This window comes from Mycobacterium sp. D16Q16, assembly GCF_002013745.1.
Taxonomy (GTDB): domain Bacteria; phylum Actinomycetota; class Actinomycetes; order Mycobacteriales; family Mycobacteriaceae; genus Mycobacterium.
This window is the reverse complement of the sequence record NZ_MAEY01000004.1, coordinates 236,676-249,262: the sequence shown is the minus strand read 5'-3', so window position 1 is coordinate 249,262 and position 12,587 is coordinate 236,676. Positions and strand designations below refer to the sequence as shown.

General features: G+C 64.3%; 13 protein-coding genes. 7 read left to right on the top strand and 6 right to left on the bottom strand.

Annotated elements, in window-relative coordinates; genetic code table 11:
* Positions 1 to 4 precede the first annotated feature (4 nt).
* Positions 5 to 1,597 (bottom strand): FAD-binding oxidoreductase, encoded by a 1,593-nt coding sequence (locus B4394_RS05690; RefSeq protein WP_078314462.1) that lies wholly within the window; start codon positions 1,595 to 1,597, stop codon positions 5 to 7.
* A gap of 63 nt (positions 1,598 to 1,660) precedes the next feature.
* Between B4394_RS05690 and B4394_RS05685 the strand changes: the two genes are divergently transcribed.
* On the top strand, positions 1,661 to 2,260 hold the full coding sequence (locus B4394_RS05685) for a TetR/AcrR family transcriptional regulator (RefSeq protein WP_078308466.1): 600 nt from the start codon (positions 1,661 to 1,663) through the stop codon (positions 2,258 to 2,260).
* A gap of 20 nt (positions 2,261 to 2,280) precedes the next feature.
* A complete protein-coding gene (locus tag B4394_RS05680; protein ID WP_078314461.1) occupies positions 2,281 to 3,726 on the top strand; it encodes a glycerol-3-phosphate dehydrogenase/oxidase in 1,446 nt (481 codons plus the stop codon).
* On the opposite strand, the gene B4394_RS05675 is transcribed toward B4394_RS05680, so the two are convergent.
* The 4 genes from B4394_RS05675 to B4394_RS05660 all read right to left on the bottom strand — a co-directional run bounded on the left by B4394_RS05675 (position 3,705) and on the right by B4394_RS05660 (position 8,062).
* Positions 3,705 to 4,565, bottom strand: coding sequence for a cyclopropane mycolic acid synthase family methyltransferase (locus B4394_RS05675; protein ID WP_078314460.1), 861 nt, complete (start codon positions 4,563 to 4,565; stop codon positions 3,705 to 3,707). The genes B4394_RS05680 and B4394_RS05675 overlap by 22 nt on opposite strands.
* Before the next feature lie 179 nt (positions 4,566 to 4,744).
* On the bottom strand, positions 4,745 to 5,689 hold the full coding sequence (locus tag B4394_RS05670) for an alpha/beta fold hydrolase (protein WP_070952063.1): 945 nt from the start codon (positions 5,687 to 5,689) through the stop codon (positions 4,745 to 4,747).
* Between the two features lies 1 nt (position 5,690).
* Positions 5,691 to 6,995 (bottom strand): ABC1 kinase family protein, encoded by a 1,305-nt coding sequence (locus tag B4394_RS05665; protein WP_078308470.1) that lies wholly within the window; start codon positions 6,993 to 6,995, stop codon positions 5,691 to 5,693.
* Positions 6,996 to 7,102: 107 nt separating this feature from the next.
* Positions 7,103 to 8,062, bottom strand: a complete 960-nt coding sequence (locus tag B4394_RS05660) for an alpha/beta fold hydrolase (RefSeq protein ID WP_078308471.1) — start codon at positions 8,060 to 8,062, stop codon at positions 7,103 to 7,105.
* A gap of 277 nt (positions 8,063 to 8,339) precedes the next feature.
* On the opposite strand from B4394_RS05660, the gene rplJ reads away from it, so the two are divergent.
* From rplJ to B4394_RS05640, 3 genes are all read left to right on the top strand, one after another.
* Complete coding sequence (rplJ, locus tag B4394_RS05650) at positions 8,340 to 8,867, top strand: 50S ribosomal protein L10 (protein ID WP_078308472.1); 528 nt, start codon at positions 8,340 to 8,342, stop codon at positions 8,865 to 8,867.
* Positions 8,868 to 8,931: 64 nt separating this feature from the next.
* Positions 8,932 to 9,318 (top strand): 50S ribosomal protein L7/L12, encoded by a 387-nt coding sequence (gene rplL / locus B4394_RS05645; protein ID WP_070952067.1) that lies wholly within the window; start codon positions 8,932 to 8,934, stop codon positions 9,316 to 9,318.
* Positions 9,319 to 9,403: 85 nt separating this feature from the next.
* Positions 9,404 to 9,700 carry a hypothetical protein gene (locus B4394_RS05640; protein WP_078314459.1) on the top strand — a complete coding sequence of 99 codons (297 nt, stop codon included), beginning with the start codon at positions 9,404 to 9,406 and terminating at the stop codon, positions 9,698 to 9,700.
* Between the two features lie 7 nt (positions 9,701 to 9,707).
* Here the strand turns inward: B4394_RS05640 and B4394_RS05635 are convergent, their stop codons facing one another.
* Complete coding sequence (locus B4394_RS05635) at positions 9,708 to 10,463, bottom strand: TetR/AcrR family transcriptional regulator (protein WP_078314458.1); 756 nt, start codon at positions 10,461 to 10,463, stop codon at positions 9,708 to 9,710.
* A 49-nt stretch (positions 10,464 to 10,512) separates the two neighbouring features.
* Between B4394_RS05635 and B4394_RS05630 the strand changes: the two genes are divergently transcribed.
* A complete protein-coding gene (locus tag B4394_RS05630) occupies positions 10,513 to 12,006 on the top strand; it encodes a carotenoid oxygenase family protein (RefSeq protein WP_078308475.1) in 1,494 nt (497 codons plus the stop codon).
* Complete coding sequence (locus tag B4394_RS05625; RefSeq protein WP_078308476.1) at positions 11,984 to 12,562, top strand: nitroreductase family deazaflavin-dependent oxidoreductase; 579 nt, start codon at positions 11,984 to 11,986, stop codon at positions 12,560 to 12,562. The genes B4394_RS05630 and B4394_RS05625 overlap by 23 nt, the downstream gene beginning before the upstream one ends.
* Positions 12,563 to 12,587: the final 25 nt, after the last annotated feature.

The window sequence follows — 12,587 nt, the reverse complement described above, 5'->3', positions numbered from 1 at the left end:
GGCGCTACTCGCTAACAGGAATAAGCTTGCCGGGGTTGAGAATTCCCCGCGGATCGACGGTGCGCTTCACCGCCTGCAGGATCTCGATGCCGAGCTCGCCGACCTCATCGGCAAGCCACGGCTGATGATCGCGTCCGACAGCGTGATGGTGCGTGATGGTGCCGCCCGCGGTGACAATGGCATCACCCGCCGCCTTCTTCGCCTTACCCCATTGGATCATCGGATCCTCGGCGGCCGCGCACACCACGGTGAAGTAGAGCGAGGCGCCGGTGCGATAGGTATGCGAAATGTGGCACAAAACCAATGGTGGAGTGCCTTGGGCGCCAAGGGCTTCGGAGAGTGCTGTAGTGACCGCCGTACGTAGGGTGGCCAGGTTCCGCCATGAGGTCGCGGTCTCCAACGTCTCCACCACAGCGCCCGCATCGATGAGTGCATCGCGCAGGTACGGTGCATCGAACCGGCCGTGATCCCAGGCCTTGCCGGGCTCGTCGCCGAGCGCGGTGCCACCGGCCGCGGTGAGAACGGCCGCTACTTCGGCCGAGCGGGCCTCAACGTGCCCGCGGGTGCCCTCGACCGTGGTGATCGCCAGCACTCCGGTGGCGGGGTTCTTCCCGCCGATGTCCTTGGCCAGCGCGAGATTGAGCCCGCTTTCGGCTTCATCGGACAGCCGCAGCACGGTGGGTGCGGCATCGGACTGGACCAGCGTGCGCAGCGCCTGAGCCCCAGCATCGAAGGAGGGGAAGGACCAACCCTGGTACCAGGTGTCTTCGGGGAGTCGGTGCACGCGCACGGTCACCTCGGTGATGATGCCGAGTGCGCCCTCGGATCCCAGGAAGAGCTGCCGCAGGTCCGGGCCGGCCGCCGAGGCGGGCGCCCTGCCCAGATTGAGATCACCGCGCGGTGTGGCGATCCGGACCGCATCCACCATCGCGTCGAAGCGCCCGTATCCGCTGGAGGCTTGCCCGGAAGAGCGAGTGGCGGCGAAACCGCCGATGCTCGCGAACCGGAAGCTCTGCGGAAAGTGTCCGAGCGAAAAACCTTTGGCGCCAAGGAGTTCTTCGGCCTTGGGCCCGGTCGTTCCGGGCAGCAGCACGGCCGTTCCGGATTCCTCGTCAAGGGAGACCAGGCCGGACATCCGCCCAAGGTCCACCGCGATGACTGCGGTGAATTCGCCGCGCTCGGGGTCCAGCCCGCCGACCACGCTGGTGCCGCCGCCGAACGGTACGACCGCGATGGCCTGCTCACCGCAGAGCGTGAGGAGTGCGGACACCTCGTCATGCGATGCCGGGTAGACGATGGCATCGGGCGCCTCCTGGACGCCGGCGGAGCGCCGGCGCAGCAGGTCCGGGGTGCTCTTGCCGCCCGAGTGTCGCAGCCGGGAACCGTGATCGGTGCGCACATGCTCAGCGCCGAGCAGATCCGACAGGGCGGTCAACTGCTCGTGGGTGAGAGAGCCGGGGGACAGGGTGACGGTCGATTCGTCGCGGCTGACCGGATCCCGTTCGGGAATGCCCAGCGCAGACGCCAAGAGCGTCTTCACCTCAGGTGAGAGAGTCTGTCGTTTTTCGGCCACGCCCCAGGCGTCCCACTCCATCATGCGTTACAGTATTACATACGATGGCAAGTTGTAACGCAGATTTTCTGGTGAAGGTGAGGTGACATGACGGTCGAGACGACAGACATCGCCGGGGTCGCGGAGGTCCCGGCGGATCCCGTCACTGAACGCATCCTGGATGCCGCGCTGTCCTGCGTCACCGAGTTCGGGGTGCGTCGGACCACACTGGTGGAGGTCGCCAAGCGTGCCGGTGTCAGCCGTCCGTCGGTGTATCGGCGCTGGCCCGATGTGCGCTCCCTGGTCGCCGATCTGCTGACGCGGGAAATGGCCTCGATCCTGCCCGCGACCGGACAGGGGCATGCGCGCGATCGCCTGGTCCAGTCGGTGGCAGGTCTAGTCACCCAGGTGCGTGAGCACTCGATTTTCGCGGCAATCCTGCGGTCCGATCCCGAACTCCTGCTGACCTACATCGTGCGGCGGTTGGGCACCAGCCAGCGCGCACTCATCGGCTGGACCGCGCTGATCATCGCCGAGGGTCAGGCGGACGGATCGATTCGCGCCGGCGGCCCTGAGCAGATGGCGGCGATGGTGCTGCTGATCGGCCAATCGGTTCTCCAGTCGGCGCGCATCGTCGCCGACATTCTCTCGCCGGATGAGCTGGTGAATGAATTGGCCGCTGCCATAGACGGATATCTCACGGCTTGATCCGCCCCTTAGGAGAGTTCATGACAACCCAGCTCAACAGCACACGACGCAGTGCCGATCTCGCCGCGCTGGCCGGTGGCGCTCCGGTTGACGTCCTCGTCATCGGCGGTGGTATCACCGGCGTCGGAGTGGCACTCGACGCGGCGAGCCGCGGCCTGCGTGTCACGCTGGTCGAGAAGCACGACCTTGCCTTCGGCACAAGCAGATTCAGTTCCAAGCTGGTGCACGGCGGATTGCGCTATCTTGCGTCGGGTCAGGTGGGTATTGCCAGGGAAAGCGCGATCGAGCGGCACATCCTCATGACGCGTACCGCCCCGCACCTCATTCACCCGCTCGCGCAGGTGGTTCCGCTGCACCCGGCGGTGAGCATGTTCAGCCGGACCCTGGTGCGGGTGGGATTCGTCGCGGGGGATGGGTTGCGCAAGCTCGCGCACACCTCGGCCGACGTGCTGCCCCGCTCGCGCGCGATCGACGCGGGTGAAGTCATCCGCCGGGCGCCGACCGTGCGGCGCAACGGACTTCGCGGTGGATTGATGGCCTTCGACGGGCAGCTCGTCGACGATGCGCGGTTGGTGGTGTCCATCGCGCGCACGGCGGCGGGTCTGGGTGCCCGCATCCTCACCAGAGTGTCCGCCGAGCAGGTCACCGGCGACGACGCGGTGCTTCGCGACGAGCTGACCGGCAATACCATTGCGGTACAGGCGGGTTTGGTCATCAATGCCGCCGGGGTATGGGCCGGCCAAGTCGACCATGACATTAAGCTGCGTCCTAGCCGTGGGACACACCTGGTGTTCCGCGCGGCAAGCTTCGGCGGACTTACCGCCGCCCTGACTGTTCCGGTGCCCGGCACGATCAACCGTTTCGTGTTCGCCCTGCCCGCCATCCACGATCGGGTATACCTCGGGCTCACGGACGAGCCGGCGCCCGGTCCGGTACCGGATGTGGCCGAACCCTCTGCGGAGGAGGAGCAGTTCCTCCTCGACACCGTGAATACGGTGCTGCAGACCTCACTGTCCGAATCGGATGTGGCGGGACGTTTCGCGGGGCTGCGACCACTTCTCGACGGTGATGACTCCGCGACCGCGGACCTGTCCCGTAAGCACGCGGTCCGGGTATCTGAGTCGGGTGTCGTCAGCGTGGTGGGCGGCAAGCTGACTACCTATCGCAAGATGGCCGAGGACGCCCTCGACGCGGGTCTGGAACGCCGGCCGCTGGCGGCCTCGGAGTGTGTGACGCAGAACCTGACCGTGGTGGACGACTGGCCGGGTGCCGTCGGTACCCGGGTGGTCGACGATGTCGATATCACCTGTGAACAAGTCGAATTCGCGCTCACTCATGAGGGTGCGCTCGACACCGATGATGTCCTCGATCGTCGTACCCGTATCGGGCTCGTGCCCGCCGACAAGGAACTGGCCGTCGGCGCGGTTCAGGGCCTGGTCGACTCCTACTTCTCGCAGGTGAACTGAACTACGTCGATCCAGCCCTCCCGGAAGGCATCGGCGCAACCTGTCAGGTACTTGATGTACCTGTCGTAAACCTCTTGGGATTGAAGGGAAATCGCTTCGCCCTTGTGTGCGACCAGGTTCTCGGCCCAGCAGTCCAGGGTGCGCGCATAGTGGAGTTGCAGCGCTTGGTGGCGGGTAATACGGAAGCCCGCCTGCGCGGCATGCTGGTCCACCATCGGTATGGAAGGCAAACGACCACCAGGGAATATCTCGGTGAGCATAAAGTGCATGAATCGAACCCGCGACATCAGTAGCGGAACTCCCCTGCGCTTCAATTCCTCCGGGTGAAAGCTGACAATGGTGTGCAGCAACATCTTTCCATCGTCAGGAAGTATCCGGTGGGCCATCTCGAAGAAGCTGGCGTACCGTTCGTGGCCGAAATGCTCGAAGGCGCCGATGCTGACGATTCGGTCGACGGTGCCGTCGAATTCCTCCCACCCGGCCAACCGAACCTCGTGCGTACGCGAACTTTCAGTGGAGTCGAGAAGCTTGGTGACGTGCGTGAATTGGTTTTTGCTGAGGGTCAGGCCGATGACATTGACGTCGTAGTGCTCGAGGGCGCGTTTCAGGGTGGAACCCCAACCGCAGCCGACATCCAGCAGGGTCATCCCGGGCTCTAGACCCAGTTTTCCGAGCGCGAGGTCGATCTTGGCCTGCTGTGCCTGCGCGAGTGTCAGGCTCTCGGGCTCGAAGTATGCGCAGCTGTAGGTCCTACTGGGGTCGAGAAACAGCGCGAAGAAGTCGTCAGACAGGTCGTAATGTGCTTGTACATCAGAGAACTTAGGGGTCAATCTGGACATGCGAAGGCCTCTCGCGAGAGATGGCGCTGTGCCCCGAACGGCGCGCGTGCGATTGATCGGATCTAGGGGTGGCTGTTACCCCGTGCCGAGGTTAAAGCATGACCGCAGCAGGTACAAGGATTCCGCGCAGAATTAACAGCCAGCTTGATCCCGGCGAAATCGTTCCCTACGGGACCTAATTAGCGGTCCGCGGCCTCCGATTCCGTTGCGTCCTCTGCGGGCTCTGATCGGGCGAAGTTCTCGGTGAGCTTGGCAATGACCCGGTTCCACAGTGGTTCGGGCAGATCGTGGCCCATTCCGTCGATCAGTGCCAACCGTGCGCCGGGGGTGGCGCGAGCGATGGCGCGCGCACCCGAAGGACGCATCAGCTTGTCGGCCCTGCCGTGCAAAACCAGTGCGGGCGAAGTGATTCGGTTGTTGAATGGCACCAGGCTACCGGTCCCCATGATCGCGGCGAATTGCCGGGCGAAACCCTTGGGGTAGTAGCTACGGTCGTAGTACTCGGCAGCGTGTAGATATGACTTCGCCTCGGACTGGCGGTATTTCGGACTGCCGATGGTCCGGCCCACCTGCACGCTATTGGCGATGATCTGCTCACGGGTGGCGCCGGCGGGCGGAGGCGTCAACAGCGCCATCAGCTGACGTGGTCCGGGCGGCGGCAGGAACGGCTGGTTGTTGCTCGACATGATGATGCTGACCGTCTCGGTCCGATCAGGATGCTCGGCGGCGAAAACCTGCGCGATCATGCCGCCCATCGAAGCGCCCACGATATGTGCCTGCTCGATGCCGAGATGATCGAGTAGACCGGCCGCGTCGGCCGCCATGTCCACCAAGGTGTACGCGGTGCCGGCAATTTTCACTCCGGCAAGGAATTTCGCCATCGTGGGAAGGAGCGATCCGCCCCCGGCGCGCACCCCGTCCAGCTTGGTCGACAGGCCACAGTCCCGGTTGTCGAAGCGGATGACACGGTAGCCCTGGCCGGCGAGCTGCTGGCAGAACTCGGTGCGCCAGAACACCATCTGCGCGCCAATGCCCATGATGAGTAGCAGCGCGGGGTCGGCTGGGTTGCCGAACTCCTCGTAGCACAGCTCGATATCGCCGACCTTGGCGGTGCTGGCCGTCATCTCAGATGTCTCCCTCGCGGTTGTGCTCACGGCTGATGTCGACAATGAAGTTGCCGAAGTAGCCTGTGAGTTCGGGGTCTTCCATCATCTGCCAGCGCGGCGCCAGCAGCTTCATGTACCGCTCGACGTACAGGAATTGCTTGCCGATGAGTACCAGCTCACGCGGAAGCTTGACGTCGTATTGTTCAGCGAGTGCGGACAGCTGCTTGCCGATCTCCGAATATGACATGTCCCCAAGGGATTTCATGGTCAGTGGAGTGGCGAAGGCCTGCATGTCCTGGGTGCCCTTATCGGCGTCGCCGGGATTGCCGACGGCGCCCAACAGAACCACGATTTTGCCCGCGGCGCGATGATCCTTCTTGACCAGTAGCGCGTGAATCAGCTCGCGCAACAGCCAGCGGGTCCGTGGGTCGATGAATCCGACGATGCCGAAGTCCAGGAATACGATCCGGCCCTCGTGGTCCACGAGAAGATTTCCCGCATGCAGGTCGCCGTGGAACAAGCCTTGGCGCAGACCGGATTCGAACACCGAGAACAACAACGACTTCACCAGCTCGGTGCCGTCGAAGCCCGCCTTGCGGATGGCCGGCGCGTCGTCGATCCGGATGCCGTGCACCCGCTCCATGGTGAGCACCTTGGATGTCGTGTAGTGCCAGTGCACGTCCGGTACCCGGATGTTCTTGCCGAGCGACGAGGTGTGCAGGTGCTCCACCCAGGTCTGCATGGCCTGGCCTTCGGCAAGGAAATCCAGTTCCTCGGAAAGGTTTCCGGAGAAATCGTCCACCACGTCGCGGGCGGAGAGCATCCGGCCCACCTTGCCTAGTTCCAGTAGCGCCGCTCCGCGCTTCATGATCTGCAGGTCGGCCGCGACCCGGCGGCGGATCCCCGGACGTTGGATCTTGACCACCACGTCCTCGCCGGAATGCAGTGTCGCGTAATGCACCTGGGCGATCGACGCGGATGCGAACGGCTCGGAGTCAAAGCTGGCGAAGAGCTTTTCGGGTTCATCGCCGAGCTCGGAGATGATGAGTTCTCGAACCTGGGCTGAATCGGCGGGCGGGACGCGGTCGAGCAGGCCCCGGAATTCACGGGACAGCGGCTCGCCGAACGCGCCGGGACTGGAGGCGATGATCTGGCCGAGCTTGACGTACGTGGGACCCAGATCGGAGAAGGTCTGGGGAAGCTCGGCGATGACCTTCTGCTCGAAGCTGCCCTTCTTGGTGATCTTGCCCAGCACTCGGCCTGCGGTGCGGGCGACCTGCCAGCCTGTGGTGCCCAGCCGCGCGGCCTCGGAGAGCAACGCCACGCGCCCGAGCGGTGCAACCTGACGTCCACGGCCTTCACCTACGCTCCGGCCGGAACGTTCTTGGGCAGTCATGAAATGCAAGTGTGCCGCATCATGGCCGTGCGGCCCTAGTCAGTCCTGCACACAGAGCCCCGCGGGCGGGCGGTGCCCCTGTCGAAAGTTGCCAACAACTCTGTGGTCACGGGCTCCCACACGGGCTCGGGCAGATCGTGGCCCATGCCTTCGATGAGCGCGAACCGCGAGTTCCGGATGTTCTTGGCCACCACCCGCCCGTTCTGATACGGCACCAGCGGGTCATTGCGGCCGTGGATCACGACCGTCGGGGCGGTGATGGCGCGGGTGAAGCGCAGCAGGCTGCCGGTGCCGAGGATGGCGTCGAATTGGCGCACGGTACCCACCTTGTAGTCGCTGCGGGCCCGGTGTTCCAGGATGCGCTGTCGCAGTGCCTCGCGGGAGGGCAGGTTGTCGGGCCCGTTGTAGACGATGCCGGTGTTCACCTCGAACTCGAGCCATTCCTCGGGCGTCGCGTTCTTACCTGGGGCCGTCATGGCGGTCTTGATGAGTGCCCAGGACGGCAACCGTGAGAATGGGCGGCCGGTCGCCGAGTAGATGATGCCGACGGAGTTGACGCGCTCGGGGTAGGTGCCCGCGAAGACCTGCACGATCATCCCACCCATCGAGGCACCCGCTATATGCACGGTGTCCAGGCCAAGGTGGTCGATGAGGGTACGGACGTCCTCGGCCATGTCGAGGAGCGTGTACGGGACCGCACTGCCCACGCCGAACGCGTAGCGGACCACCCGGCGCTGGACCGATCCGGGCGCCTTGTGCCCGTCCAGCTTCGTCGACAGCCCGCAATCGCGGTTATCGAAGCGGATCACGCGATAGCCTCGATCGAGGAGTCGCTGGCAGAACCCGTCCGGCCACATCGGGAGCTGCGCCGCTACACCCATGACGAGGATGACCGCGGGATCGCCCGGGTTGCCGAGGTCTTCGTAGAAGAGCTCGATATCGCCGTTACGTGCGATGCCTGATCGGGTGGGAACTTCGGAGGACAACGGCACCATTCCTGGATACCACGCCGTTTTGGATGATCGCCCCCATCTGCGGTAATCTCTCAGAGCTCCACCGAAGACCGTCGGTCACCTCTCGCGAGGTTGAAGGTTCAGGACATGTCCTGACGGCCCACGCAGGAGGACGAGGTTTAGACTCGCGGACCAAAAGTCCGCGGATTTTCACGCCCCGACCTGTCTGCGTCGGGGCGTTCGTCATTTCAGACTCCTTCTCGATCTCAGGCCGTCATGTCCCAGGTGCAGCGACCGAAACGAGATGAGGAGGCAATACATGGCCAAGACTGAAAAGGTCACCGCCGTTGCCGAGATCACCGAGCAGTTCAAGGATTCAACTGCGACCGTGATCACCGAGTACCGCGGCCTGTCGGTGTCCGCTCTGGGCACCCTGCGTCGCTCCCTCGGAGCTTCCGCCACCTACTCCGTCGCCAAGAACACGCTGGTCAAGCGTGCGGCTGCGGACGCCGGTGTGGAGGGCCTGGACGAACTGTTCAGCGGCCCAACGGCAATCGCGTTCATCAAGGGTGAGCCCGTGGACGCTGCGAAGGCCATCAAGACCTTCGCGAAAGAAAACAAGGCTCTGATCATCAAGGGCGGCTACATGGATGGCCGCGCCCTGTCAGTTGCCGAGGTTGAGCGCATCGCCGATCTGGAATCGCGCGAGGTGCTGCTGGCCAAGCTGGCCGGCGCGATGAAGGGCAACCTGGCCAAGGCCGCCGGGCTGTTCAACGCCCCGGCGTCCCAGGTTGCACGCCTGGCCGCCGCCCTGCAGGAAAAGAAGGCCAGCGAAGAGGCGGCGTAGAAGCGCCCCTTCGATCCGCCAGTACCAACCAAACCTGTTGTAAATCAAGGAAGGAACCAACATCATGGCAAAGCTGAGCACCGAGGAACTGATCGATGCTTTCAAGGAGCTGACGCTGCTTGAGCTGTCCGAGTTCGTCAAGACCTTCGAAGAGGTCTTCGAGGTCACCGCTGCCGCTCCGGTCGCCGTCGCCGCTGCCGGTGGCGCTGCCCCGGCCGCCGAGGCTGCCGAGGAGCAGAGCGAGTTCGACGTCATCCTGGAGAGCGCCGGCGACAAGAAGATCGGCGTGATCAAGGTTGTGCGCGAGATCGTCTCCGGCCTGGGTCTGAAGGAAGCCAAGGACCTGGTCGACGCGGCCCCCAAGCCGCTGCTGGAGAAGGTTGCCAAGGAGGCCGCCGAGGACGCCAAGGCCAAGCTCGAGGCTGCCGGCGCGACGATCACCGTCAAGTAGTTCGCAGTACGTTTCGAAACCTGGCCCCTGGGAGTCTTCGGACTTCCGGGGGCCGGTTTCGTTTTCACCCCGCACACTCGATTCCGTGATCGTCTCTCTGCTCATCGGCGTGAGCTGCTTCCTGCTGCTCCTCGCGGCGCTTCGCGCCCGGCGTCGTCGCACTCCCGAGACGGTCGCACCCACGCCGCGAACGCAGACGTCCACCGATGACGAGCTACGCAGGCGACTGCTAACGCGTCTTGCCCGGGATATGCGAGCTCCCACCGCGACAGCGGTCCGTGCAGTGGCGGCCCTGCGGGATACCGCGGTGTCGGCACCGGCACCGACCACCGTGCCGATCAGCCACGAAGATCCCGACGAATTGTCCTGGGCGCCGCTCTAGATCGGCGCTAGGCCAGCGCGGCGATTCGGGCAGCGGCGTTGGCGGCCGAGCTGCTGAGCTGTTCGGGCGTATCGCCCAGTGCGATCAGCAGATCCGTGGTCATGGAGCCCAGTACCGGGCCGACCGCAGCGCCGTCTTCGCCCCAGAATCCGGCCAGTTCCAGCATGACAAACCCGTGCATGATGGTCCAGAACTTGGCGGCGGTCGCGGCGACCTTCGCGGCGTCGTCGGGTGAGCCGTCGATCCGGCCCGCGGCCATGGCGCGCTGCACGCTGCGATAGAGCCGTGTGGCGCTGGCGTGCTGGGGTGTCAGGTGCACGGTGTTGAACATGTTGCGGCTGGGGGCGTTGATGCCGTGCGCGCTCGTGACGCCGAACATCAGTCGGTACATGTGCGGGTGGTCGATGGCGAACTGGCGATAGACCATGCCCGTCACCATGAAATCGGCGATGGGGTCACCGGTCTGGGGCACGTCGGACTGTGCTGCGGCGAACTGGCGCAGGCCTTCCTCGGCTACCTCGGCGATGAGCTCGCTCATGCCACCGAAATAGGTGTAGACCGCCATGGTGGAGGTGCCGGCGGCAGCGGCGATCTTCCGCGTCTGCAGTGCATCGGGGCCCTGCTCGTTTAGCAGCTGCACTGCCGCGGATACCAGGTCGACCCGGGGATTGCGTGCGACGGCCCGGTCGTTTCCCTGACTGTTTCGCGGTATGGATGAGCTCATGGTCTTGCCATGTTCGCACAACGGGAGTAGGTTCACCATAACGGCGTAATAACGATGTTATGCCAGCCAGTCAGCCCTGGAGGACACGATGACCGCCACAGTCCAGCCCACCGCCGTGGAGAGCTTGTATCTGACCGGAGTCTGGGAGCCGGTTCAGCAGGAAGTGACAAGTACCGACCTGAAAGTCACCGGCACCATTCCGGACTACCTGGATGGGCGCTACCTGCGTAACGGTCCCAACCCGGCCGCCGAGGTGGACCCCGCGACCTACCACCTGTTCAGCGGAGATGCGATGGTGCACGGCCTGTCGTTACGCGACGGGAAGGCGCAGTGGTACCGCAATCGCTGGGTGCGCACCGCGTCGGTGCGCAAGGCATTGGGGGAGGCGGCGGTCGCCGTCGGTACCTCGGCCGGCACATCGCTGATCGGACCCAACACCAATGCGCTCAGTCATGCCGGTCGCACCCTGGCGCTGGTGGAGGGCGGTATCGCCAACTACGAGCTCACCGAGGAGCTGGATACCGTCGGGACCTGCGATTTCCAGGGGACACTGCCGGGTGGATACACCGCCCACCCGAAAATTGATCCCGATACGGGTGAAATGCATGCCGTCTCATACTCTTTCGCGCGCGGGAACACCGTGCAGTATTCAGTCATCGACGTCTCGGGCAGGGCCCGCCGTACGGTTGACATCAAGGTCCACGGTTCTCCGATGATGCACGACTTCACTCTCACCGAGAAGTACGTCGTCTTCTACGACCTGCCCGTCACCCTGGACACCTCGATGATCACCAAGTCGGTGCCAATGCCGGCGATTCTGCGCAAGCCCGCCCAGCTGGTCATGCAATCCCTGATTGGCAAGATCAAGATCCCCGGCCCGATCGCCGCCAGGGCGAGTCAACTCTCGGGGAAGTCGCCCTCGATTCCGTACTCGTGGAATCCCAAGTACCCGGCCAGAATTGGTGTGATGCCGCGTGAGGGAGGAAAATCCGATGTGCGCTGGTTCGAGATCGAGCCGTGTTACGTGTTCCACCCGCTGAACGGATACTCCGAGATGCGTGACGGCCAGGAAGTCCTGGTGATCGATCTGGTCCGTTATGACTCCATGTTCTCCGCCGACGTACTCGGCCCCAGCGATGCGCGCGGCCTGCTTGACCGTTGGGTTATCAACCTGGCCAAGGGCACCGTCACCATGGAGCGTCGTGATGACCGCCATCTCGAGTTCCCCCGGATCAACGAGCAGCTGACGGGTAAGAAGCACCGGTACGGATATCTGCCCTGCATTGCCGGGGCATTCGAGTCCGACGGCAAGGTGGACGGCAGCCTGGTCAAGTTCGATTACCAGACGGGCACCGACAGCCGGACTGCGCTTGATTCGCTCGCGGTGGGTGAGATGTCGTTTGTGCCGAATCCTTCGGGAACTGCCGAAGACGATGGTGTGCTCGTCGGGTTCGGTCTCAGCGCCGGGACGTCCGACGGCAAGTTCGTGGTGCTGGACGCACAGACTCTGGAGCTTGCGGCAACGGTCGATCTGCCACAGCGAGTGCCGGCAGGATTCCATGGGAACTGGGACCCCCGCTAAGACCGTGGACGGCCCCTTGCCGGAGTCGTTGCGCTACACGGACGGACGGTACGTGTTCGAGCGGCGACCGGGACTGGACACCACGGCAGCCCCGCTGGCAGAGCGCCGGCGTTTCGCCGGGGCGCTGCACGCGATACACCGGCCATGGTTCGCGATCCGGGTGCCTCGCGGGGTGGGCATACTGACGACCATCGGCAGAAGATCCGGGAGTCCGCGCATCACGTATGTCAAGGCGGTGCGCCACGGGGATAGGGCATATCTGGCCGCGATAACCGGTCGGCACACCCTGTGGGTCAAGAATATTCAGGCCAACCCGCAGGTAAGCCTGAGGCTCACCGACGGAACGTACTCCGGGGTGGCTCGGCCGATCGCACCCGGCGACCCGGTGTATGACGCGGCTCGCGAGCGATTCTGTGGTGTCGTACATCCCTTCGATTACGTCGAAAACATGTTCCACCGCACGGGCTTGCCATCGCGACGCAAGATTGTTGAACTGCATCGCGCCTGGTTCGAGGGCGGGACACCACTCGTCGTCGAACTCGACACACGCGCGTGACGCCGTCGGGAAATCGCCGCTGAAA

Bases quoted from the DNA above. Each gene is read 5' to 3' on its own strand.
- B4394_RS05625 (WP_078308476.1), top strand. From the start codon at position 11,984: ATGGGAACTGGGACCCCCGCTAAGACCGTGGACGGCCCCTTGCCGGAG.
- B4394_RS05635 (WP_078314458.1), bottom strand. From the start codon at position 10,463: ATGGTGAACCTACTCCCGTTGTGCGAACATGGCAAGACCATGAGCTCA.
- B4394_RS05670 (WP_070952063.1), bottom strand. From the start codon at position 5,689: ATGACGGCCAGCACCGCCAAGGTCGGCGATATCGAGCTGTGCTACGAG.
- B4394_RS05660 (WP_078308471.1), bottom strand. From the start codon at position 8,062: ATGGTGCCGTTGTCCTCCGAAGTTCCCACCCGATCAGGCATCGCACGT.
- B4394_RS05675 (WP_078314460.1), bottom strand. From the start codon at position 4,565: ATGTCCAGATTGACCCCTAAGTTCTCTGATGTACAAGCACATTACGAC.
- rplL (WP_070952067.1), top strand. From the start codon at position 8,932: ATGGCAAAGCTGAGCACCGAGGAACTGATCGATGCTTTCAAGGAGCTG.
- B4394_RS05685 (WP_078308466.1), top strand. From the start codon at position 1,661: ATGACGGTCGAGACGACAGACATCGCCGGGGTCGCGGAGGTCCCGGCG.
- B4394_RS05690 (WP_078314462.1), bottom strand. From the start codon at position 1,597: ATGATGGAGTGGGACGCCTGGGGCGTGGCCGAAAAACGACAGACTCTC.
- rplJ (WP_078308472.1), top strand. From the start codon at position 8,340: ATGGCCAAGACTGAAAAGGTCACCGCCGTTGCCGAGATCACCGAGCAG.
- B4394_RS05630 (WP_078308475.1), top strand. From the start codon at position 10,513: ATGACCGCCACAGTCCAGCCCACCGCCGTGGAGAGCTTGTATCTGACC.
- B4394_RS05680 (WP_078314461.1), top strand. From the start codon at position 2,281: ATGACAACCCAGCTCAACAGCACACGACGCAGTGCCGATCTCGCCGCG.